Raw genomic sequence first — 24458 nt, forward strand, 5'->3', positions numbered from 1 at the left:
CAATGAATGCATTAGATATAAAACTCAATGAAGCCTTTCCTGGCAAAGTTGTCAGAAAAGACCTCCTGCATGAAATCAAGCGTGCAGTCAATGTGCCTTCTTTTGTTTTGGAATTCCTTTTGTCTCGTTACTGTGCAAGTGAAGATCCGGAAGAAATTGAGGAGGGAAAGAAGGCTGTGCTGCAAACCATCGAGAAGTGCTATGTTCGTCCAGATGAGTCGAACAAGGCTCAGGCAATTGTTGAACAGAAAAAACGTCACAAATTCATCGATAAAATCCATGTTAAGTACGTTGAACGCGAAAAGAGATACTGGGCTGAGATGGAAAACTTTGCCTCTAAGCGCATAGCTATCAACTCAAATTTCTATCAACAGAATGAGAAGCTTCTCGAAAGTGGAATTTGGGCAGAAGTAACCTTGGCCTACAACGAGGTCGAGGAGGATGATTATGCATTCTTTATTGAAGATTTACGTCCAATTCAGATTGCTCATTTCGATGAGCAGAAGTTCTTCCGTGGACGTGAGAGGTTTACGACTGATGAATGGATTGATGTTCTGATTCGAAGCATCGGTATTGATCCTAATTGGTTGGCGGAACGTTCTCGCAAACTTAACGGAGACAAGAATGGACGCAGACTTAAGTTCCACATCCTTTCTCGCTTCTTGCCATTGGTTCAGAGTAACTACAATAGTATAGAGCTGGGTGGACGAAGTACGGGTAAATCTTACTTCTATTCAGAATTCTCGCCATATTCGACTTTGTTGTCTGGCGGCCAGGCTTCTACCGCTACTTTGCTGTACAACAATCAGAGAAAGCAGGTGGGAGCTGTCGGCTTCTGGGATAATGTGGCTTTCGATGAAGTTGCCAAAATGAAAATCAAGGATGCGGATACTGTACAAATCATGAAGGACTATATGGCTAATGGTCGTTTCTCTCGTGGACGCGAGGTGACCGGTTATGCCAGTTTCTCATTTGTCGGCAACTTCGATTTGAACATTCCTCGCATTGTCAACAGTTACGATCATGACTTGCTTGTTACTTTGCCTGAGGCTTTCGACCTTGCAGTAATTGACCGTATCTACAACTACATTCCAGGTTGGGAGATTCCAAAGATTGATGATAGTGCTTACAACAATAACTTTGGTTTGATTACGGACTACATGTCGGAAGCTCTTCATTATCTGTTTGTACACGACAGTGACTATGTTGGTGTTGTAAATTCAAGACTAAAAAAGGGTGACAACATTGAAGGACGCGATAACCGTGCTCTTCAGAAAACCATATCTGGCTTTATCAAGTTGTTGTTCCCTACAGGACAACCAACAGATGAAGAGTTCGATGAAATTGTAGAATATGCTATTGAAGGTCGCCGTCGTGTAAAGGAGCAGTTGAATAAGCGTAAACCGGATGAGGAATACGCTCGTATCAATATGTCCTATATCAATAAGGATGGACAGAAGGTGGTTGTGTATTGTCCGGAAAGCAAGTATAGCATAGCAACACAAAATCCTCGTAAGGATGCTAATGTACCTGTTCTCACAGAACCTGCCCATGATAACGTTGTTACAAATCCTGTAACGGCTAATGTTGAACCTGAGATAATTTCAAATCATGCTCTGTCGGATATTGTTCCTGCAAGTGATACGGTTGAAGACGGAAGTCTAAAGGAAAAAACGGTTGATGTTCAGTATGGTGATACTGGATATGGATATGATGACCTTTTCGCAGAATACCTTAAAGGGGCTTCCATCGTTATGTTGGAGGAACCATATTTGACTCATGGTTTCCAGATGACTAATCTTGTTCGTTTTGTGGAACTCCTTGTGAAAATTGGTGATTGTAAGGTTTTCCGCCTTGTTACAAAACCTGGCGAAACTCCAGAAGAATCGACTCTTATAAGCGACAGTCTCCAAAGATTAAAGAATACTCTTGATGACATGGACGATGTTTCTATGACTTTCGAGTATGAGTTCGATGAAAACTCGCATGACCGATATATCCGTACAAGCAATAACTGGGATATTACACTTGGACGCGGACTTCATTTCTATCAGAATCTGAATCCAAACAAGGATAGCAGGAATTTCTTCCAAATGGGAACATACGACCTGTCGTTGCGTCCATGCCTCAAGACAAGATTTACTTTTATGAAACGTAACGCTAAAGAATAGATTTATGTGGTCAGATATCAAAACAGATAAAAAATCTCACCGAGCTTGCTCCCCGAAGGACTCCAATAGGAGTGGTGTGCCGACCGATTTTTCAAAACCGGTAATTAGGCTTACCGATTTTGTAAATCGTTGTTATAAGGCATCGAGCAAGCTCGGTATGGAAGATAAAAACCAAGATAGATACACTTTCCATAAAGAACCGCGATAAAAAAAGTTGTCCACACTTTGTCCACACACATGCAAAATATTGCTGTTTTATTTTGTGGTTTCAACCATTTGTACTAATTTTGCAATAGGAAATCGCTTGAAATGAGGATGATAATCAAGGATTTATGTCCACACATTGTCCACACGATGGGGTTTCTTAGTACGCAAAGCACTGAATTTCAGTGTGGTACAACATCTCGGGGTTGACTGGATTTGACAGCAGACGAGATGGTACGTAAGCACGCGGAGCCTCGATGGCTAGCTCCTAAATCTGAGTGATCAAAATTTTAATTGGCGAAAACAACTACGCTCTCGCTGCCTAATCGAAGTACAGTAGATTACTGGCTTAATCCCGTCACTAGGTGATGGGACGAGACATCGCTCAGGAGCTCTTTTTCCGAACCATCCTGATCAAGCGGTGCAGATCAAGTCGGAAATAGCCAGTGGCGGCCTCGAGCCGCTGGTGAAGATTTAGAGGATAAGGCGACAGTTGGTGGTCTGGGTCTTGCTGTCGCTCGAAAATCGAAGGCCAGAATAAGCGTGTAGAAAGCGTATGGTTTCCCTGTTTGGACGCGGGTTCGACTCCCGCCAGCTCCACTAAGTATGCAAGCAGTGCTTCACGGGGCGTTAGTGCAACGTTTGCGAAGCTCGCTAAGCTTAAAAGCAAAGCCCACCAAGACTCTTGTCTTGGCGGGCTTTGCGTATTTAGGGCCTTTGTGGGGCGGCTGGTCGTGGTTGCAAGTTAGAAATTGTTGGCTTGCAACTCGAAGTAGCTCTGGGGATGAGCGCACACGGGGCACACCTTAGGTGCCTGTTTGCCTACCACCACATGACCGCAGTTGCGGCACACCCAGATGGCGTCTCCCTCACGACTGAAGACAATGGCATCCTCAATGTTCTGCAGCAACTTGCGGTAGCGCTCCTCGTGGCGCTTCTCGATGGCGCCTACGCCACGGAACTTCTCGGCGATTTCGTGGAATCCCTCTTCCTCGGCTTCCTGGGCCATGCGGTCGTACATGTCGGTCCACTCGTAGTTCTCGCCTTCTGCGGCAGCCTTCAGGTTCTCTCGTGTTGAGCGAACAGCGCCACCTTCAAGTAGCTTAAACCACAACTTGGCGTGCTCCTTCTCGTTGTTGGCCGTCTCCTCGAAGATGGCCGCAATCTGCTCGTAGCCATCCTTGCGAGCCTTAGAGGCGAAATAGGTGTACTTGTTGCGTGCCTGGCTCTCACCTGCGAAAGCCTCTTGCAAGTTCTTCTCAGTCTTGGTTCCTTTTAACTCCTTCATAATGTTTTGTATTTTAATTGTAATTATTCCAAAAATATTTCTGATGCAAAGTTAAGGCGTTTTGTTCTTTCTTGCAAGTGATTTTAGGCTTTTTAACAAAATAATTTTTGCCACCTTGTGTTATAACAAATATCCTACGGGGAGGGAGTTGGCGAACAGCCGCTCGTTGGAGTTGTGCCAAGGCTTTGGTGTGCGGATGGCTTGTGGAACGCCATAGGGACCTATGAGGCTTGCGGTGTGTGGATACCGAGAAGGGTGGGGGAGGTTTGGGAGCGTTATGCCTAAGTAGGAAAGGGATGGAAGAGAAGGTGTGTGGAGGAAGGGCTTGTGCTTTCGGCCGACTGTAAATCAGCGGGTTGCGAATGGGTCAAGTGGTTGGTCGAATAGACTGTTACGTTATATAATATAACATAGCTACACAATACATTATGCGTTGTGTTATGAGCGAAGTGCTAAAATATCTTATAATATAGCTAAAAGTTTGCTGAATTGCCAATTGTTGCATACCTTTGCATTGTTAAAATAGAGAAGGAAACAATGGAACAGAAGAACAAGATTATCATCTTTTCGAATATCAAAGGTGGTGTTGGAAAGACCACCCTTTGCAGTCTTTTTGCAACTTATCTGGCCGAAAACGGCATGCCTGTAGCGGTTCTCGACGCCGACTTGCAGCAGTCGTTGTATCGTCACCGTGTGCGTGAGGAGAAGGCCGATCCTGAGCAGAAGATGCCTTGGCAGGTCACCCCGCTCGACACCTCGGACATTAAGAAGGTGAACAAGGTGATGAAGGAGCTGAAGAAGGTGCCAGGTAACGTGCTTATCGACTGTCCGGGTAACCTCAACGATAAGAGCCTGGCGGCCGTTTATGCCGCTGCTGATGTAGCCGTCATTCCCATGTCGTTCGATCCCGACACGGTCGATGCTACGGGTATCTTCCTCAAAGCGCTGAAGAGCATCTCTAATTGCAGCATGGTTTTCGTTCCCAACCGCATCAACGACCACGAGGGTAAGGCCGAGGAACGCAAGCAGCGCGCGCAGACCGTTAACATTCTGGAGCTCGTGGGAACGGTGGTTCCGCGCATCAAGCAGGGTGTGGCCATCAAGCGCTATTCCACGATCTATTCGTTGGAGAGCAAGCAGAAGAAAATTGTGGCGACGACCTTCGACGCCATCATGAAGGCAATCATGTAATATAAGGAGAATAAGATATGGCAAACAAGAGACCCTTGGTGGAGAATCCATTGGAAGACATGGACATCACCAACATCGTGAGAAGCATCACCAACGATACCGCAGACGCTGGCGCCACTGCTGTTGCCGATGACGCCGAAGCCTCTGTTGCAGCCCCCAAGCCGAAGGCCCCTAAGCGCCCGAGCAAGGCTGGCCACACCGTTTCGAAGGCTTTTGCCGACCAGCTCATCAACAATTACCTGCGTTACGACAAGAGTTCGGAGAAGGGCAAGCCCATTTACGTGTCGAGCGATTTGGTGAACCGTTTGCAGGAGATCAGCGAGAAGTACCACAAGCGCCTTTCGGCCCGTGCTATCACGCAAGCCCTTCTGGAGACCTTCTTCAACGAATTTGATGGCGAGGACACGGTCGACGAGTTCATGCGCCGCATCCATTACGTCGCTCCGTCGGAGAAAGAGCTTGCTGCCCGCAAGATTGCTGCCGAGAAAGCCCGCGAGGCACGCCGCAAGGCGAAGTAACATTTGGCTTCTTGCCCGATATTGTTGGCGGCCTCCCAAAGCGCAATGCGTAGCCTGCTGCTTTTCGAGGCTGCTCGCCTGAAACGTCCGTTTGTGGCGTTTCGATGTAGGGAAAGGTGCTAACAGAGCGTTAACAGGGCTCACATTGCATCCATGATGAGGTTCGTGGTGCGGTGTGAGCCCTGTTGTTTTGTTATTATCCTTGTTGTGTTTTGAAAAGAAGGTATAACCTCCTAATTATTTTCCCGTTTCGTTCTCATGACCGATTGAAGGTTATTTCACCCGAATGATATCCTCCCATCGGGTGGTGAAATTGTGGCTGCGGAAATCGTGCTTGATAGCGTCGCGGAACGAGCCGGCCTTTCCTTTCCCATGCTTGGCAGTGTATTGCTGGCTGCCCAACACCACCGTTTCGGCCCCATTCAGCTTGTTGATCTTATCGATGGATGCCGTCAGTCTTTTCAGTTTCTCGTGTTTCTCTGGGTTGAAGTCGAGGAAATTGGTTTGCACCTTTCCCTCATCGCTGATGGCCGACACGATGACGCCGGCCCGTTTATACTTGTATCCCTGAATGAAGATACGCTTCAGCGCCCTCAGGGCCGCATCCACCACCTCCTGTGTGGAGTTTACTGGCGTGAGCAGCACCTCCATGGCCGAGTTGCTATATTGCGGCAGGTCGTCGCGAAAGCGGTTTGTATCGATAAACACCATGATGTTGGCGCATACGGTATGCTGCCTTCTCAATTTCTCCGCACACCGTGCCGCATAGTTGCTCACTTGCGTCCGCAGGCCCAACAGATCTTCTATCATGCCAGGAAATGAGCGACTTGTGCAGATGCTCTTCTTCGTGGCGAGCTGCTCGGTGGGTATGCAGTCGATGCCGTTGAGCTCCATCCATGTGCGTTCGCCCGTTACGTGCAGCTCCTTTCTCACCCACGCCCGCGGCTTCATGGCAAAGTCGTAGGCCGTCCTGATGCCGTACGATTCTAACCGTTCGAGGTATCTCCGACCTATTCCCCACACCTCTTTCAGCGGGAACAGCTTGAGCGCTTTGATGCGTCGCTCCTCCGTGTCGATCACGCAGCAATGCTTAAACGCCGGATAATCCTTGGCAAACCGGTCGGCACACTTAGCCAGCGTCTTCGTGGGGGCTATGCCGATGCTGATGGGCATGTCTACCCACTGCCTGGTTTTCAGGCATAGCTCCTCACCCCATGTCTTCAATGCGTCGTAGGGAAGGTTGTCGAGCACGCAAAACGCCTCGTCGATGCTGTATCGGTAAAATTCGGGGCATGCGTCCCGTATGATCTCCATGACGCGCTGGGTGATGTCGCCATAGAGCTCATAATTGCTCGAGAACACGCCGATTTCCTTTCCGGGAAAGCGTTCTGCCAACTGATAATAGGGTATGCCCATTGGTATGCCCAGTTGCTTGGCCTCTTTGGAGCGTGCCACCACACAGCCGTCGTTGTTGCTCAGCACTACCACGGGCTTGCCATTGAGGTCGGGCCTGAACACCCTCTCGCATGAGCAGTAACAACTATCGCAGTCGCAGATGGCGTAATACTTATTCGGTTTCATCATCTTCCCTCTTTCCGAACTGCGGGTCGATCTTCAGAAAGGCCGTCACGAGGTAGGTCACCGTGCAACACAGAATGACGAGGATAAAATAATGTCGGTAGCCCATCGTCTCTTGCAATGCGCCGGCAAAGAGTCCGAGCAGCATCATCGATAGCGACATCAGCGCCGAGGCCAGGGCATAATGGCTCGTCCTAAACTCCCCACGACTAAAGTAAATGAGGTAAAGCATGTATGCCGTCAGTCCGAAACCATAGCCAAACTGCTCCAGGAACACACATAGGTTGATGGCGAGCAGGCTCGATGGCAACGCATAACTCAGGAAGACGTAAACCAAGCTGGGCAATGTGAAGGCGAACGCCATGGGCCAAAGCCACTTGCGCAGTCCGCCATGGCTGGCCGCAATGCCTCCGAATATGCCACCTAAGGCCACGCCAATGGCGCCCACCGTGCCTTGCACCAGTCCGTATTCCTGCGGCGACAGTCCCAGTCCGCCGTTGTGCCCGGAGTCGATGAGGAAGAGCGCCGACACCTTCGACAGAAGTCCCTCTGGCAGTCGGAACAGCAAGATGAACATCAGGGCGGCCACCACTTGCTCCTTTCTCACAAATGTGCGGAACGTGTTTGCTATCTCTCGCCATATTGTATGGGTGTTGATGCCCGGCCTCACCACATCCTCCGTGGGGCGGGGCAGGGCGTAGCTATGCCATAGCCACAAGGCCAGGAACAATCCCGTAACGCCATAGAACATGAGGCTCCACGAGTAGGGGATGCTGTTTCGGAACACCAACTGCAGGTTTCCCGCCACCATCACCAGCACTCCTTGTCCGAAGATAGTGGCCAATCGGTCGAACACCGACCTGATCCCCATAAACCATGCCTGCTGGTGCCCGTCGAGCCCCAGCATGTAGAATCCGTCGGCCGCAATGCAATGGCATGCTCCCGCAAACGCCAGCAGCCAGAAGAAGAACAGCGTGCCTTGCAACCAGAACACCGTGGGTATGGTGAAGGCGATGCCTCCGAGGGCCGCTCCCACCAGCACCTCCATTGTGAGCACCCACCACCGTTTGGTCTTGATGAGGTCGACAAAGGGGCTCCACACCGGTTTCAGCACCCATGGCAGGTAGAGCCACGAGGTGTAGAAGGTGATGGCAGCATTGCTCAGTCCGAGCTGCTTGTAGAGAATAACAGAGAGGGTCATGACGGCCACGAGTGGAAATCCGTCGCTGAAGGCCAGCGTCGGCACCCATAGCCATGGTGATCGTTTGAATATTTTCATATTGATGATAGTCCTTACTGATACAATGTTGTGATGTCGGCCCCGGGATAATAGTGGGCGAGAATCTCGTCGTAGGCAAATCCCTGTTCGCCCATCACGGCTGCGCCTATCTGGCAGAGGCCCACGCCGTGGCCCCATCCGGCTCCCGTGAGCCTAAATCGTTGTGGCACGCCATGGCTGTCGATGTCATATCGGTCGACCACGAAGGCCGAGCTATACAGGTGGCTCTTGCTCAGCGCGCGCCTAATCTCCAGTTCCTTGCCCACGGTGAGCGTGCGTTTCGTTCCCACCATCTTCAGCGTTACGATGCGTCCGCTCTTGCCACGCTCCATGGGCACCAGGTCTACGATCTCCCCGAGGTCCACTTGCAACTTGCTGCTGATGAGCGCCGCCAGTTGCTCTTGCGTGTAATCCACCTGCCACCGGTAGAAATCGGTGGTCTCCTGATCGTAGTCGTTGAGCACCTGCGATAGGATGCCGCGGTCGTTGGTGTTGCAGAAGCTGTCGGGGCGCGTCCTGATCCATCGCTCCGCTTGCGCCTCGTCGGTGAGGTCGGGCAGGTCGACGGTGACGTGATGGACGGCTGCCCGTTGGGCCACTCGGGGCGGCAGTAGGTCGCGCACGGCGCTCAGATACGTCTTGGGCGTGTTCTCCCAACAATATTGGAACTCCTCAACGGCTCCTCCGCAACATTTCGAGAAACGCGCGTCGCATATCTCACCGTCGGCCGTCAGAATCTGGCCGCGCGTTTGGCTGATGGCCTCGGCCACATGATGGCTCGTCTCTTTTGTGATGCCTTGGTAGCGCTGACAGTGGTCGTCGGCACAAACATCGAAGCGCGTATGGTCCTCACGGTCGTACCAACGGATGAGCGTGTCGTTGGTTTTCACAAACTCCGGTCGGTGGGCCACCGTTTCGGGTTCCGCCTTACGCCGCTCCATCTGCGCCAATAGCCACGACCGCGATATCACGGCGTGCGCCTTGAGCAGTTGCAGACTCGACGTGGCGCTCATCTCGCTCGATATGACGCTTTCCAGGTATCGCTCTACAGGCAACTCGTTGATGGCCAGAACCTTGTTGCCGTCTATCACCAGTCGCAGTATGCCCAGGAAGGTCTGCGTCTCCTTGCGCTCCCAATGGAAGTTGACTCCGATGGTTACATCCTTCAGCGAGAACGACGCTCCCTCGTCGGTGGGCCTGAAAACCAGCTCGCTGTAGCGGTTGCCGTTCCAGAGGATGGCTCCGTTGGCCAGTTCCACCCATTGGTCGCCCGTGGCCTGTTGGCCCTCCACCTCATACGGATGGTTGAGGGAGAAGGCTATCCGTTCGCCGCTGACGATGCCCACCGTGACGTTGGGCTCCTGTTGGTTGGTGGCCAAGGGGCTGGCCTCTGAGGTGCGTATGCTTGAGTTTGTAGGATGATGCTTCATGATCGTATGGGAAATGAGGATACTGCATTCGTTTGGCCGAGCGCAGCCTATCTTATGCAAAGATACAACATAAAGTTGAAAATCGTTCATCGATAAAGTAAAAACCTATCCAAATGGCACGCCACAAGCCAGGCCGTCCACCCCAAGCCATTCTGCGCGTCGCTCCTTGTGCGCTCATATTTGGTATGTAAAAATAACAACAACCTATAGTGAAATCTACACACTTCTTTTCCACGAAACAAATATTTGGCGCAAATACGCGATTCTCGACGCATTTTTGCAAAATATTGATAATCAATATCTTATATTCTTGGGTTGGCTTTTTCTGCTCAGCGTTCCACAGGCTGCGTTGCGAAAGATGCCTTTTCGTAATGCGAAAGATGCCTTTTTACAACTCGATACCTACCAAACCGCGTTGCGAAACATGCCTTTCGGCAACTCGAAACGCGCCCTTTCGCAACTGCGAGGCTTGTTAGCGCTGCCAAAAATCCATAAGAATCACATTTTCGTCTCCTAAAAGGCGCCATTTGGAGACACCTGTTTTTTCAGAATAAACCAAACAAATGGTCCTCATCGCAGCCGTCTGCCATTCCTCCCCACCACCACCGCATGCCACCCTCGTTCCGCGCTGGATGGCGCTTTTGGGGCCTCATGCCGATACGTCGAACAGTAGCGGCACCCCTCGTGTGCGCGAAGAAATAAGATTTTAGGGCACAATCGACACGCCTTTTTCAAAAAATTCGTATCTTTGCACAATATGAAGAAGAAATCGTTACTCGGCATGACGCTCGCCGAACTGAAAGACGTGGCCACCTCATTGGGAATGCCCGCTTTCACAGGAGGGCAGATGGCCAAATGGATATACGGAAACCATGTGCGCACCATCGACGAGATGACCAACATCTCGAAGGCCAACCGCGCACGCCTCGCTGAGAGTTACGAGGTGGGTTGCACCGCCCCCATCGACGCGCAGCACTCGAAAGACGGCACCATCAAGTATCTCTTCCCCGTGCAGACCACACGCCCCGATGACAGCCAGCCCGTGAAGTTTGTTGAGACGGTTTACATCCCCGACGACGACCGCGCCACGCTCTGCGTGTCGTGTGAGGTGGGATGTAAGATGAACTGCCTGTTCTGCCAAACCGGCAAGCAGGGCTTTGAGGGCTATCTCACCGCAGCCGACATACTTAACCAGATATACAGCCTGCCCGAGGTGGACAAGCTGACCAACGTGGTGTATATGGGCCAAGGCGAGCCGATGGACAACCTCGACAACGTGCTGCGCTCCACGGAGATCCTCACCGCCGACTACGGGTGGGCCTGGAGCCCTAAGCGCATCACCGTCAGTTCGGTGGGCATCAAGGACAAGCTCAAGCGGTTTATCGAGGAGAGCGATTGCCATGTGGCCATCAGTCTGCACGCACCCAACCACGAGTTGCGCGCTGAGCTCATGCCGGCCGAGAAAGGCATGCCCATCGAGGACATTGTGGAGCTGTTGCGCAACTACGACTTCGCCCATCAGCGCCGATTGTCGTTCGAGTATATCGTGTTTGGAGGAGTCAACGACACACCAGCCCACGCCCGCCAGATCGTTAAGCTGCTCAAGGGCCTCGACTGCCGCATCAACCTCATTCGTTTCCACCAGATACCCGACGTGCCCCTGCATGGCACCGACGAGCGGAAGATGGAGGAGCTGCGCGACTATCTGACGGCCCATGGCATATTCACCACCATACGCGCCTCGCGCGGACAAGACATCTTCGCCGCTTGCGGACTGCTCAGCACCTCGAAGAAGATTGGCGCCATCAGGCACAAGGAGGAGCGATGACAAGGGTAGCCGCCTGGCTGTTGGGTTGCTGGCTGCTCGTGGCCTGCACGGGTAGCAATGGCGTGTTGCCCCCTTCGGGCGGTAGGCTCTACGAGGTGTTGCTCGTGGGCGACCACGAAGGCCTGGTCAGGCAGATGCTCACGGCCGATGTGGAGGGGCTGCCTCAGAGCGAGCCCTCGTTTGATGTGTCGGTTGTCGACAGCGCCCGGTTTGACGCCTCACTGCGCCTCTCGCGCAACATTGTCATGGTGAACGTCGACCCCACCGTCTACACCAAGCCCCATGTGGGCTACGAGAAGAACGTGTGGGCCAAGCCCCAGATGGTGATTCGGGTAGGAGCGCCGTCGCTCAGCCAACTGAGGCGGAACGCGCCAGCCATCGCCTCGGCGTTGCGCGCCTTGCTCAATCGCGCCGAGATCAACAAGACGCTCGCCATGATGCGCCACAAACGAAACACCAAGGCCGAACAAGCCATCCGGCAGCGGTTTGGCGTCGACCTCTGGATACCGGTCGACATGGTGGCCAGCAAGCAGGGCGACAACTTTGTGTGGCTGAGCAACAATGCCACGGCAGCGATGCAGAACATCGTGGTTTACCGGGTGCCGACCCTGTCGCCGACGGTTTCGGCCGTCAATGCCGAGGTGGCTCGCTTCGTGGCCCAGCGCAATGAGGTGCTCGGACGGGCCATCAAGGGCGAAACCGACTCTATGTGGATGACCACCGTGGAGCCGACGGTCGACAGGCGACTGGTGTTCAAAAACGCCGACGACCGCAGCCTTTGGCTGAACCAAAAGAGTCTGCAGCACGCTCCCATGACGATCTACCGAGGTCTGTGGGAAATGCGCGGCGACGACATGGGTGGGCCGTTTGTCAGTAGGGTCCTGCTGCCAATCGACTCGGCAAGGGCGACGAAAGCCGACGGGAAGGCCGTTGTGGTGGAAGGTTTCGTGTTTGCGCCAGGCCAGAAAAAGCGCAACGCCATGCACCGACTCGAGGCTGTGCTCTACACCCTGCGATGGAGCGAACACTAAGAAAGCAAGCCCATCAAGGGCACCCAACCAGGAAAAGAAACAATTAACAAGAATATAAACATCAAGAATAACCCATAAATGGACAACAAGAAAATACGCGTGGCCATTACCCACGGCGACACCAATGGCATTGGATATGAACTCATCTTCAAGGCTTTCGAAGAGCCCGAGATGCTCGACATGTGCACACCTATTATATATGGGTCGCCCAAGATTGCCACATACCATGCCAAGGCACTCAGCATCAACAGCAATTTCACCATCATCAGCAGCGCCGACGATGCGCAGGACGGCAAGGTCAACCTGCTGCCAGTGTTCGACGAGGAGGTGAAGGTGGAGTTTGGCGTGCCCTCGCAGGAGGCAAGCCGTACGGCTGTGAAGGCGCTCGATAGGGCCATCACCGATTACAAGGACGGACTGTTCGACGTGTTGGTGACCTGTCCCATCAACAAGGACAACATGCACATCGACGGATTCGCGTTCCCAAACAGCGACAAGTTTATAGAGCAATGCATCAGTGAGGGTCAGAAAGCTCTCGATATCATGGTGAACGGCGACCTGCGCGTGGCGCTCATGACCGACGAGGTAGCCCTGAAGGATGTGGCTTCGGCCATTACGCTGGAGGCTGTGGCCTGTCGTATCAGAACGTTTGCCGAGACGCTGCGTCGCGATTTCCGCATCTCAAGTCCTCGCATCGCCGTGTTGGCGCTCAACCCGAACCATAGCGCTGCCCATCCTGGCAAGGAAGAGGCTGAGGCCATCATTCCCGCCATCAAGCAGACGGCCGAGGAGGATATCTGTGTGTTTGGCCCATATCGCGCCGATGAGTTCTTTGGCAATGGCGACTTTGCCGCATTCGACGGCATCCTCGCCATGTATCACGACCAAGGCATAGCGCCCTTCAACGCGCTGTTGCCGCAAGACAGCATCCACTACCTCGGCGGACTGCCGTTGGTGTGTGCGGCCTCTTGTCAGGGCACCGAGTATGCCATTGCGGGCAAGGGTAAGGCCGACGCCACCGCTTTCCGACATGCCATCTGGCAGGCCATCGACGCCTTCCGCGACCGCATCAACTATGATGAGCCCATGGCTCATCCGCTGCCCAAGCTCTATCATGAGCGCAAGGACGAGAGTGAGAAGGTGCGATTTGCCATCCCTAAGAAGCGCGAGGCTGGCGCCAAGGAACAGCATAAGTAAATGATGGGGGCAACGCAGGTTGCTCTGCATCAAGTGTTTACGAACATACTCAGCGAATGAAGAAAAAATATCAGAACGGTTTCTTCGTCTTCGGCTTGTTGGTGCTCATCGTCATGATAACCCAACTCGACTTCGCTCAGGTGTGGCAAGGACTTTGCCATGCGGGCTATTGGTTTGGGGCGGTTATCGGGTTGTGGGCCTTCCTCTACATCTTCAACACGGCTGCGTGGTATCTCATCATCAAGGGAGTGTGCAGTCAGCAGGTTGGCGGTGGAAAGGATGGTGGCGGCAAGGCTCCTAAGAAAATATCGTTCTTTTGGCTATATAAGGTTACCGTGTCGGGCTTTGCGCTCAACTATGCCACCCCGGGTGGTCTCATGGGAGGCGAACCCTACCGTATCATGGAACTGGCACCGAAGATTGGCACCGAAAGGGCCTCGTCGTCGGTCATCCTCTACGCCATGACCCACATTTTCAGCCACTTCTGGTTCTGGCTCGTGTCGGTGGTGCTCTTCCTCTGCACACAGCATATCAGCCTGTTTGAGGGGGTGCTCATGGCGGCCATCGCGGCCTTCTGCCTGCTGGGCATCTGGTTTTTCATTGCCGGATACCGCAAGGGACTGGCCAACAGAGTGATGAACCTCTTGAGGCATGTGCCGTTTGTGAAGAAATGGGCAAAGCCGTTTGTGGAGCGCCATCGGGAGCAACTCGACGATATCGACAAGCAAATAGCGGCGCTCCACAGTCAGAACCCACACAACTTCATTGGGGCTGTGGTCCTGGAGTTGGGCTGCCGCATCTGCTCGGCGTTAGAGATATTCTTCGTCTTGCTGGTGCTCATGCCCAGTGTCAACTATCTCAACTGTATCTTGGTGCTCGCCTTTACGTCGCTCTTCGCCAACCTGCTGTTCTTCATGCCGTTGCAACTCGGAGGGCGCGAGGGCGGATTTCTCATGTCGACCACATCGTTGGGAATCAGCGCCAGCGCAGGTATCTTCGTCGCGCTCATTGTGCGCATGAGGGAACTGGTGTGGACTGGTATCGGTCTGTTGCTCATTAAGCTTGGAAAGAAAGAGAAAGAATAAAATGGCGCGCAATGTTGCAGATTTCTCGAAAAATATGTAATTTTGTCATCCAATGAATACGTCTGAACTGCAAAAAATAAAACAACGGTATAATATCGTGGGCAATAGCGATGGGCTCAACCGTGCCCTCGATGTGGCCTTGCAGGTGGCTCCCACCGACTTGAGCGTGCTCATCGTCGGAGAGAGTGGCGTGGGCAAGGAAATTGTGCCCAGGGTTATTCACGATAACTCGCCACGAAGGAGAGAACGATACTTTGCCATCAACTGTGGATCGATTCCTGAGGGAACCATCGACAGTGAGCTGTTCGGACACGAGAAGGGCGCCTTCACAGGAGCCGTGGGCGAAAGCGAAGGCTATTTTGGCGTGGCCAACAAGGGTACAATCTTCCTCGATGAGGTGGGTGAGTTACCGATTGCTACGCAGGCCCGACTCTTGAGGGTGCTCGAAACGGGTGAGTATATCCGGGTGGGAGGCCAGGAAATTCGCAAGACCGATGTGCGCATCGTGGCCGCTACCAACGTAAACATGCGAAAAGCCATATCGGAAGGACGATTCCGCGAAGATCTCTATTACCGCTTGAACACCATTCCCATACAAATGCCGCCGTTGCGCGACAGGGGAGAGGACATCCTCTTGTTGTTCCGACTCTTCGCCATGCAGATGGCCGACAAGTATCGGTTGCCAAAGATCACGCTGACCGATGAGGCCAAGCGCATGATGCTGCAATATAAATGGCCGGGCAACGTCCGTCAGTTGAAGAACATCACGGAGCAGATGTCGGTGCTGAGCGAGAAACGGGAAATTGGGGCCGAAACCCTGAGACAATTCATTCCGCAAGACCCTGAAAGCATGGAGCTCACCACGGTAGGCCAGCCAGGCCAGCACTCTTACGAGAGCGAGAGAGAGATTCTCTATAAGATCCTCTATGAGTTGCGGGGAAACATTACCGACCTCAGGCGCGACATGATGAACCTGCGCAAGCAGTTGGATGAGTCGCGCAACTTGCAGGAGGCTGCCAGTAGCTTGCAAACGAGCATCATCAGCACAGGAAAGACGAACGTGCCGATGGTGTCTCCTCGTAAGAGTCCGATCGCCACGTACACACCATCGGCAGAGGACGCAGAGGCCGAGGAGATTGAAACCGAGCCGGAGAGCCTCAATCTCAACGACCTGGGGCGACAAATGGTGGAGAAAGCCCTTGAGCGAAACGATGGAAGCAGAAAGAAAGCCGCACAGGAACTGGGTATTTCCGACCGTACGCTCTATCGACGAATTAAGCAATATGGCCTGGATAAGAAATAAATAACGAAGAAAGTGAAATGAAACGAATACTGTCATATCTTGCCATTGTAACGCTTGTGCTACTCACAGCGTGCAGCGTGAGCTATAAGTTCAATGGTGCCAGCATTGACTATACGACGACCAAGACCATACAAATTGCCGACTTCCCCATACGAAGCAGTTATGTGTGGGGTCCCATGGGGCCCATCTTCAACAACCAGCTGAAGGATGTCTTTGCCAATCACACACGCTTGCAGCAGGTGAAACGTAATGGCGACCTGGTCATCGAGGGTGAGATTACGCAATATTCGCAACGCAACAAGTCGGTGTCGAGCGAGGGCTATTCGGCACAAACGGAACTCTCGATAACGGTTAACGTGAGGTTCACCAATAACAAGAACCACAACGAGGACTTCGAGAGAACGTTTACCGCATCGAAGAGCTATGAGACTACGAAGAGCCTGAACAGCGTGCAAGAGGAACTCGTGACGCAGATGTGTAAGGATCTCACAGACCAAATCTTCAACGCTACGGTAGCCAACTGGTAAGTCTTACAGATGCCCGCGGGTAACCTTGGGTCAGCCACTTGGTGCTCTTATAGCAGCCAGTGGAAAGTCTTATGGAAGCCAACGGGAGCTCATGTAGCGAGCCGCTGGATCTCATGTAGTAGCCAGTGGCCTGTCTATAGGAGGCTAACGAGTGGTCGATGGTGGCCAACTGGGAGCTAAACGTGGAGCAATCGACTTCTGAAAGACAACAAAAGCAAGGTGCATGGATGCCCCGTTGTGTTCAGAACGTGGGCGGTCGAGCATCTGGTGACAATAGAAACAAGGTAATAATTAATCCATTACAACAATAAAATATGGACATAGCGCAACTCATCAAACAGCCGGAACTGCTCGACCGCGAGACACTTTACGATCTCCGCAGTCTGCTGGCGCTGTATCCGTATTATCAAACAGCGCGCTTGTTATTGCTGCAAAACCTCTACTTGCTGCATGATCCTACCTTCGACGAGGAACTGCGGAGAGCCGCCATCTACATTACCGACCGTAAGGTGATATTCAATCTGGTGGAGGCTGCTCACTACCAAATGAGGCATTCGGTAGCCAAGCCACAGGAAAATAAGCAGAAACCTACCTCCAATCGCACCATATCGCTCATCGATACCTTCCTCGAGTCAATACCTGAAGAGAAAGAGGAGGAGGAGAAAAAGCCCAAACGAAAGCCCACACCGGCCGACGCCGCTGTCGATTATGTGTCGTATCTGTTGGAGGTTGAGAACGAAGAGGATAACAAAGCCGACAAGAAGGATGCACCACAACTGAAAGGCCAAGATTTGATAGATAATTTCATAAACAATGAAAGCGGAAAGATCAAATTGAAGGCCGATGTGGAATTTAAGCCCGAAGATGAGCAAACAGGCTCAAATGAAGGAAAAAACGGAGAAGAAAGCTATTTTACGGAGACGTTGGCAAAGATTTACATCAAACAAGGCCGATATGGTAAAGCACTTGAAATTATTCAGCGATTATATTTGAATTATCCGAAAAAAAATGCTTACTTTGCAGATCAAATACGCTTTTTGCAAAAGTTGATATTAAACAATAAAAACAATAAGTAAAGAATTATGTACACATTATTTGTAGTTTTCATCGTCCTGGTGTCGGTGCTGATGATATTCGTCGTGCTTATCCAGGAGTCGAAGGGAGGCGGTCTCGCAAGCAACTTCTCTTCATCCAATGCTATCATGGGTGTGCGCAAGACCACTGACTTCATTGAGAAGGCTACGTGGGGGCTCGCTGCTATCATGGTTATCGTCAGCGTGATTTGCGCTTACACTGCACCCCAGTCGTCAACAAGCCAGAGTGTGCTTGAGCAGGCTGCTACCGAGACGCAGACAACAAACCCGACCAATACACAAGGATTCCAGGCTGGACAGCAGCAGAAGGCTCCCGCTCAAGGTGCTCAGAAGGGTGCTGAGGGCGCTCAGAATGCCCCCGCTCAGCCTCAGGCTCCGCAAAATTAAAGCGAAAGGTGAAAAAAGTTAGGGATTTATTTGGTGGATTCGAATAAATCCCTTACCTTTGCACTCGCTTTGAAACACCAAGCAATCGATACACGGTGGGTGTAGTTCAGTTGGTTAGAGCGTCAGATTGTGGTTCTGAATGTCGTGGGTTCGAGTCCCACCATCCACCCTTAAAACCCCTCGCAGATATTCATCTGTGAGGGTTTTAAGTTTAGTATGCGCCTTACCCTTATTTCGGCAATGGCAGTTAGTCAACCACAGAGTAAGGATCGAGGAGTTGAAAACCCGCAAAAGCCAAACTCCGCATTGTCGATTGCCCGAGATCTTTACCTTATTATATAGTAGATGGACTTGCAATCATCAGGCTCGGTTGTGATAGTTGGGCGAGATCTTTACCTTATTATATAGTAGATGAGCTTGCAATCATCAGGCTCGGTAGTAGTGGTTGTTTGTGGGAAAACGCTTGTTTGTTGGGGGTGTGCGGGTGTAACCCTGTTCTTTCAGATGAGGGTTGAACAAGCCCATTCTGATGTTTGTTGTGTCGATGAATAGTAAAAGTTGGCGGTTGTTGATGGTGGTTTGATGGATTGTTTGTACTTTTGCTGCAAAGGAACGTTCTCGTAAAGGCAAATGAGCGGAACGAAGCTTGTCTTAGCTTTGGCTTGACGAGAAAACGAAGGATGAAAACCAATGATGCGATGGACCACTTTTCCAAGGAACAACGAACGCGAATCATGGCTGCGATACGATCGAATGGTACGCGGCCTGAAATCCTTGTGAGGCATTACCTGTGGCGCCAGGGATTTCGATATCGGGTCAATCTTGGTCGGTTGCCTGGTCATCCCGACATTGTGTTGCGAAAATACCGCACCTGTATCTTTGTGAATGGTTGCTTCTGGCATGGCCATGATTGTGGCGCTTTTCGCCTCCCCAAGACACGTGTCGACTTTTGGAGAAGCAAGATAGAGCGCAATAAGCAGCGCGACAAGGAAGTGCAACAACGATTGGCAACCATGGGCTGGCATTGCATTACGGTGTGGGAGTGCCAGTTGAAGAAACCAATGAGAGACCAAACGCTAAAAGACTTGGCCTTCACGCTTAACCATCTCTATCTCCGCGACCATGCCGTTGGTTATCGCCGACTTGAGGAAGAGTGGGGCGGAAGCATGGCTGCCGAACCCGATAGGGGTGAATAGGCGGAATGGAATGGCCTGCGTATGCTTCTTTTTATGTTGCTTCGATATTTTCTCCGTTTCTGTTTCATGGTGCCTTTTCTTTATGTTGTTACTATCTTGGAGCTGCTCCGACGCTATCTTCTGCTTTTGTAACATGGCTTCTTGTTATCTGTTGTTGCCATATTAGGGTTGTCTCTGTTTTCTCAATGCTTTCACCCTCTATTGTTTTTCCTAATTGGTGGTGCGTTTTGCAATAGTTTCCGCGATCTTCTAATGGGCATGGGGCTTCATTTTCCCTTCTTGTTTGTGTTGTGATGCTTGCGAGGCCTGCAATGAAGACATAGCGTGCTATGACAGAACGAGGCAAGAAGGAACGGGACGCTACTGCTGATAATGTGTTGAAGATGTGGCGTTCTATGGCGAAATGAGGGCGGAAACGAGAGGTTGAACGAAACGCCTAAAAGAGTAAGAGGCGACAATAGGTCTTTGGCTATTTAGCTTGTTGCGGTTTGATGTCGGATTGGAGGTGTTTTTCTTCCTATCAATTCGTTTCACGGCAAAAACGTTGTGGTGTCTCATTTTTGCAACACTTTTACTGCCGTCAATACGTATGTTATTGTTAAATGTTGCAAACATTAAGAAAATTTTGTATTTCCTTCACGGGCCTTGATGTTCATTGCAGACTATAAACCTATGCTGTGTGCTGACAGGGGGAACTTTTTACTATAAGCATTTTTGCGTTGAAACATATTAAAATTGACACACAAGTGAAGAAACTTCGTGCCATGTCTTTTCGTAAGTTGGCCGGGTGGGTTAATGTCGACCACCTGATAGTCACCCTTTTGGTGTTATTCCTGGGGTGGTTGTTGGCGTTTGCTTCCATTAACCTCACGGTTTTCAATCCCGTCAAGAAGGCTTTTGCCGACTTTTCCATGACCGACATCTTCTATGAGATACAGAATAGTAGTGGCGTGAAAGAGTTCAATAACGACATTGTTTTGGTTGACATGACAGAACTGTATGATCGCCGCAAGATCGCCCAAAGCATTCGCGATATCGCAAGTTGCCAGCCTAAGGTGTTTGTGATAGACCTCATTTTTGAACGCCCCAGCTATGACGAGGAGGAGAACGAGTGCCTCATCAATGCTGTTTCGGAGATAAAGAATGGCATCGTGTCGTGCAAACTCATCAATTATGACAGCAAGAATGATGCATTCAGAGGTGCGCGACGCTCGTTCTTTGAGGGTATGGAAGACGCTGGGTTTAGTTGGGGATTCAGCAACGTTATCTCAGGAGAGGGCTATGGATGTATACGCAAATACTCTCAGAACGAGCATCTTATGGGCACCACCGTCTACTCGTTGCCTTATTTGGCAGTATGCCGTTATACGGGTGTGCAACCCACTGAGCAGACGCCCAAGCAGCGTAACATTGAATATTCGCATACCGATTTCTTCACGATCTCGCACCGCGACGTGATGAAATACCGCAATGTCATTAAAGATAAAATCGTAATCCTTGGTACCATCAATGAGGAGGCCGACACCCATATCACCCCTTTGGGCAAGATGCCAGGCATGAAGATACAGGCGTTTGCCATGCTTTCGAGCATGGCTCATCACCGCGTGTTGGCAGCAAGCGGTGCCATTAGCCTATTGCTGACAATCTTGGTGTGTTATTTCTCCGCATGGGTGGGCGTTGAATTGATGCGCCGTTATCCCTTCACTTATATCTATTGGATTAAGGTTTACTATTTTGCCATGACGGCGTTCTTGGTTGGAGCCAGCTTCTTGCTTTTCTCTCGCTTCAATTATTACATCAGCCTATTGCTGCCGCTGGTGGGCTTGGCATTGGTCGAGACATCGCGTTTGCAGTACAAATGGATAGTGATGATGCTGTCGAAACACACTCACTGGAAATTCATCAAAAAGTCAATATATTATGTCGAACCATAAGTTTGCGCTCATATTTGCGCTCATGTTAGCGTTGGTTACGCCCTCTTTGTTGGCTAAAGGAGCCCCTGTCGACGACGAGGGCAAGGCTCTCTTGGCAAAAGCCGACTCACTTTACCGATTGGGTTATTTTGAAAAGGCGGTGCCTGTTTATCTGCAGGCGGCTCAGCTGGGCAATGCAGAGGCTCAGTTTGACATGGGATACGCTTGTTATAATGGTGAAGGCACCGACCGCGACTATACATCGGCCGCCATGTGGTTTAAGCGTGCGGCGCGTCAGCAGTTTGCCAAAGCCCAGTATAATTTGGCTTATTGCTACATGAATGGGCGTGGAGTGCCACGCGATTACGACAAGGCGTCTGACCTGTTGCATAGCTCTGCTGAGAACAATTATAAGCGGGCCCAGTTGACCTTGGCCGACTGCTACGCCAAGGGCATCCTTGTGGAACAGGACGAGGCTGAGAGTGGGCGTTGGAAACTGCGTGCCGAGGACAACCAAGGCGTAAGACCAGCCGTGTCCCCAGTGGCGGAAAAAGAAAAGGCAAATGTGGGTGACACTAAAGGTGAGCAGCCTGTGGGCCACGCAATTCCTGCCAAAGCACAGGCGAAAGCACAACACCCCATAGCCCATAAGCCTGCAACGGCACCTTCCAACGTGATTAAAGCGGCAGTCAACGCTCAGAAAGCCATTAGCCAAAAGGAGACATTGGAGGGCGATTTCTCCATTGATGTCACATTGCCTGGCGAGGAAGGCGAGACTGTTGTCGCAGAAGCGGAACCCAAGGCGAGGCAAGAAAATGTGGCCGATGCAACGCCGACGGAGGCCACGAAGCCCAATGTAATATTGGGTCCCAAGCAATTAAAAGCCGCCGAACAGGCGCAGGCCGCCTCTGTGCACCCCACAACCACTCCCGTTCTTCGCATCCTGTATCCCGAGGATCAGTCGATGTTCCACACCGATCAGGTGAAGGTGAAGTATCAACTCATAGCAGGCAATGCAGCCGACAGTACCCGCGTGGTGGTGACCGTCGACGGCCAGCGCCAGCCACAGACACGCGCCGTGCGTGCCGCCAACACCATCGATGTGGACCTGCCCCGTCACGACTGCACGGTGATGATGTATGCACAGAACAAATATGGCAACAGTGAGCCATCCACGATACGTCTCATACGCGAGTCGACCTCGTTCGAATTGCCCAAACTTTTCGTTGTGGCCATTGGCGTGGGCGACTATCAGGACCCCAAGTTGCCCAAGTTGAAGCTCACCACCAAGGATGCGCAGGACTTTGCGCGTGCCATCGCCACCAAGAAAGGGTTGCCTTATGAGGATGTTCAGGTGAAGGTGCTTTGCGATGGTGAGGCCACGCGCGCCGATATCTTCGAGGCCATGGAATGGCTTAAGCAGGAGTCGTCGCCCAACGATGTGTGCGTGTTCTTCTACGCAGGCCATGGCCTTCGCGATGAGAAAGACCGCTTCTATTTTATTCCCCACGGATGTTCCTCAGACAAGCTCTACGACTGCTTCTCGGCTTCCGACTTCCGTAACGAGGCGGAAGACATCAACGGCAAGTTTATAGCCTTCGTCGACGCTTGCTATTCGGGCGCCTTGTTTGGCGGAACACGCTCGGCAGCCACGGCCCACTTCATTGAGCAGCTGAAGCGGTCGAAGAACGGCATGCTGCTCTACGCCTCAAGTTCGAGCGACACCAAGTCGCAGGAGGATGAGTCGTGGGGCAACGGAGCTTTCACCAAGGCTTTGGTGGAGGCCATCAACGGAGCTGCGCGCGAAGATCATGCCGAGGGACTTTCGACGCAGGAATTGGAACATTTCCTCTATAAGGAGGTGCGCAAGATAACCAATTACAAGCAGACCCCCATCTTTATCAATCCTAACGGCATAGAACATTTCAACCATTTCAATTATGAGAAATAAGCACTTACACACAGGATTCGTGCTCACACTGGTCGTAGCGGTCTGTATGGCAATGGGCGCGACGACAGCCCGGGCCCAGAAATACGTGGTTTATTCGGTGGTGGGCAAGGCTTATGTGCAGCATGGAGAGAGATTTGAGCCCATCGCTGCGCGTAGGTATCTCACTCCCAAAAGTAGGCTGAAGATAACCGAGGAGAGCGCTGTTACCATCATCGACGAAGCCAAGCTGAAGATGTTCTCCTTCACACGACCGGGCGTTAATACCGTGGGGAGCCTCATCGACCTATCCTCCAAACGCACCAAAAGCCTGACGAAGCAATACATGAGCTACTTGGTGAAACAATTGTTTAATAGCAACGGAAAGAAGATGCTTCATCCTGACGCCTACATGCAGGTTACGGGAACCAGCTACCGCGCCGAGGCAACCGACTCGCTTATGGCGGCGCGTGTGGTGCGGATAGCCGCTGAAGGAACGGCGCCGGAGGGCACCACGGAGCAGCAACTGTTCAGTAGCTCCAATCTTATTGCCTCTGACTTGGACGTGCAGTTTGAGTTGGTGGACGTGCAGACCGGGCGTCCCGTTGGCGCCCATGTGGCGCCTAACACAGCATGTTATGTGCGCGTAAAGAACAACACCTCGGAACCCCTGTATGTCAACGTGCTGAACATCGATGCCCAAGGCAACAAATACATGGTGCTTCCCATGGATGAGGACGCCACATGTGCCAACCTGCTCGTTCCGGCCAATGCCACCGTGGGTTTCAAGGCCGACCCGTTTATCACCTCCGACACGCCGTCGACCGACGCCTTTGTGCTTGTGGCCACCGAAACGCCAGTCAACTTCAGCATTCTGATGAACGCCATCACGGCAGGGAAGGCCGATGGAGCGCGCGTCAGGGTTGGGGTGGCACGCACCGTTCTGAATACCAAACACTGACACTTTCCACCTTATTATATTAAGCCCCATGAAAACAAACATAATGAGAAGCGCGCTTGTGGCCCTTCTGCCATTGGCCCTGTCGGCCACCCACACCTTACGGGCGCAGACGAAGCCAGTAGCCATGCAGACGGTGACTGCCGACAAGGCAGAGGCCGACCAACAGGTGTTTCGGCAGCTTGCCGCCTACTCGGGCGGACAACTCATAGTTCCACCGCTGACGGTGCCTGACAGCCTGCTCTCGCCAACCCGCGAGGAGGGCGTCATGTTGTTGCGGGGAACATCGTTCCAAATCGACGCGCTGCGTTCGGATGTTTTCATCGACGCCGCTACACGCAAGCCCATCTTCA

Annotated in this window: 19 protein-coding genes, 1 tRNA gene and 1 other RNA gene; 17 read left to right on the forward strand and 4 right to left on the reverse strand. The window is 51.9% G+C overall.

Annotation, left to right across the window (positions count from 1 at the left end; translation table 11 throughout):
* Positions 1-2 precede the first annotated feature (2 nt).
* Positions 3-2171 carry a BREX system Lon protease-like protein BrxL gene (gene brxL, locus KM934_RS00365; protein ID WP_044064713.1) on the forward strand — a complete coding sequence of 723 codons (2169 nt, stop codon included), beginning with the start codon at positions 3-5 and terminating at the stop codon, positions 2169-2171.
* Positions 2172-2577: 406 nt separating this feature from the next.
* Positions 2578-2978: a transfer-messenger RNA gene (gene ssrA / locus KM934_RS00370) on the forward strand.
* Between the two features lie 142 nt (positions 2979-3120).
* Here ssrA and rbr read toward each other — a convergent pair.
* Positions 3121-3663, reverse strand: coding sequence for a rubrerythrin (gene rbr / locus KM934_RS00375; protein ID WP_215758565.1), 543 nt, complete (start codon positions 3661-3663; stop codon positions 3121-3123).
* Positions 3664-4200: 537 nt separating this feature from the next.
* Between rbr and KM934_RS00380 the strand changes: the two genes are divergently transcribed.
* Positions 4201-4854: a ParA family protein gene (locus KM934_RS00380; RefSeq protein ID WP_215758567.1), complete on the forward strand. Its 654-nt coding sequence runs from the start codon at positions 4201-4203 to the stop codon at positions 4852-4854.
* 17 nt (positions 4855-4871) lie between these two features.
* Positions 4872-5372, forward strand: a complete 501-nt coding sequence (locus KM934_RS00385; protein WP_215758569.1) for a hypothetical protein — start codon at positions 4872-4874, stop codon at positions 5370-5372.
* Positions 5373-5645: 273 nt separating this feature from the next.
* Here the strand turns inward: KM934_RS00385 and KM934_RS00390 are convergent, their stop codons facing one another.
* The 3 genes from KM934_RS00390 to KM934_RS00400 are packed head-to-tail and all read right to left on the reverse strand — an operon-like array spanning position 5646 to position 9659.
* Positions 5646-6956: a Y-family DNA polymerase gene (locus KM934_RS00390; RefSeq protein ID WP_252344820.1), complete on the reverse strand. Its 1311-nt coding sequence runs from the start codon at positions 6954-6956 to the stop codon at positions 5646-5648.
* A complete protein-coding gene (locus tag KM934_RS00395) occupies positions 6940-8229 on the reverse strand; it encodes an MFS transporter (RefSeq protein ID WP_215758570.1) in 1290 nt (429 codons plus the stop codon). Before KM934_RS00395 ends, KM934_RS00390 begins: the two co-directional genes overlap by 17 nt.
* A 14-nt stretch (positions 8230-8243) precedes the next feature.
* Positions 8244-9659, reverse strand: coding sequence for a SpoIID/LytB domain-containing protein (locus tag KM934_RS00400; RefSeq protein ID WP_252344821.1), 1416 nt, complete (start codon positions 9657-9659; stop codon positions 8244-8246).
* A 757-nt stretch (positions 9660-10416) separates the two neighbouring features.
* Between KM934_RS00400 and rlmN the strand changes: the two genes are divergently transcribed.
* The 13 genes from rlmN (at position 10417) to KM934_RS00465 (ending at position 24108) form a co-directional block, all read left to right on the forward strand.
* Complete coding sequence (rlmN, locus tag KM934_RS00405) at positions 10417-11487, forward strand: 23S rRNA (adenine(2503)-C(2))-methyltransferase RlmN (RefSeq protein WP_215758573.1); 1071 nt, start codon at positions 10417-10419, stop codon at positions 11485-11487.
* Positions 11484-12518: a DUF4837 family protein gene (locus KM934_RS00410; protein ID WP_215758575.1), complete on the forward strand. Its 1035-nt coding sequence runs from the start codon at positions 11484-11486 to the stop codon at positions 12516-12518. The genes rlmN and KM934_RS00410 overlap by 4 nt, the downstream gene beginning before the upstream one ends.
* Before the next feature lie 78 nt (positions 12519-12596).
* Positions 12597-13715 (forward strand): PdxA family dehydrogenase, encoded by a 1119-nt coding sequence (locus KM934_RS00415; protein WP_215758576.1) that lies wholly within the window; start codon positions 12597-12599, stop codon positions 13713-13715.
* Positions 13716-13771: 56 nt separating this feature from the next.
* Complete coding sequence (locus tag KM934_RS00420) at positions 13772-14800, forward strand: lysylphosphatidylglycerol synthase transmembrane domain-containing protein (protein WP_215758577.1); 1029 nt, start codon at positions 13772-13774, stop codon at positions 14798-14800.
* A 52-nt stretch (positions 14801-14852) separates the two neighbouring features.
* Entirely contained in the window at positions 14853-16103 is a 1251-nt protein-coding gene (locus KM934_RS00425; protein WP_215758578.1) for a sigma-54 interaction domain-containing protein, read from the forward strand.
* Positions 16104-16120: 17 nt separating this feature from the next.
* On the forward strand, positions 16121-16630 hold the full coding sequence (lptE, locus tag KM934_RS00430) for an LPS assembly lipoprotein LptE (RefSeq protein WP_215758580.1): 510 nt from the start codon (positions 16121-16123) through the stop codon (positions 16628-16630).
* Between the two features lie 314 nt (positions 16631-16944).
* A complete protein-coding gene (locus KM934_RS00435; protein ID WP_215758581.1) occupies positions 16945-17706 on the forward strand; it encodes a tetratricopeptide repeat protein in 762 nt (253 codons plus the stop codon).
* A gap of 6 nt (positions 17707-17712) precedes the next feature.
* Positions 17713-18111 (forward strand): preprotein translocase subunit SecG, encoded by a 399-nt coding sequence (secG, locus tag KM934_RS00440; protein ID WP_215758582.1) that lies wholly within the window; start codon positions 17713-17715, stop codon positions 18109-18111.
* A 95-nt stretch (positions 18112-18206) separates the two neighbouring features.
* Positions 18207-18280, forward strand: a tRNA-His gene (locus KM934_RS00445).
* Positions 18281-18809: 529 nt separating this feature from the next.
* Positions 18810-19307: a very short patch repair endonuclease gene (locus KM934_RS00450; protein ID WP_215758584.1), complete on the forward strand. Its 498-nt coding sequence runs from the start codon at positions 18810-18812 to the stop codon at positions 19305-19307.
* 764 nt (positions 19308-20071) lie between these two features.
* On the forward strand, positions 20072-21241 hold the full coding sequence (locus KM934_RS00455) for a CHASE2 domain-containing protein (protein WP_215758585.1): 1170 nt from the start codon (positions 20072-20074) through the stop codon (positions 21239-21241).
* Complete coding sequence (locus KM934_RS00460; RefSeq protein ID WP_215758587.1) at positions 21228-23171, forward strand: caspase family protein; 1944 nt, start codon at positions 21228-21230, stop codon at positions 23169-23171. Before KM934_RS00455 ends, KM934_RS00460 begins: the two co-directional genes overlap by 14 nt.
* Positions 23161-24108 carry a DUF4384 domain-containing protein gene (locus KM934_RS00465; protein WP_215758588.1) on the forward strand — a complete coding sequence of 316 codons (948 nt, stop codon included), beginning with the start codon at positions 23161-23163 and terminating at the stop codon, positions 24106-24108. The genes KM934_RS00460 and KM934_RS00465 overlap by 11 nt, the downstream gene beginning before the upstream one ends.
* Positions 24109-24458 lie beyond the last annotated feature (350 nt).

The organism is Hallella faecis (assembly GCF_018789675.1).
Taxonomy (GTDB): Bacteria; Bacteroidota; Bacteroidia; order Bacteroidales; family Bacteroidaceae; genus Prevotella; species Prevotella faecis.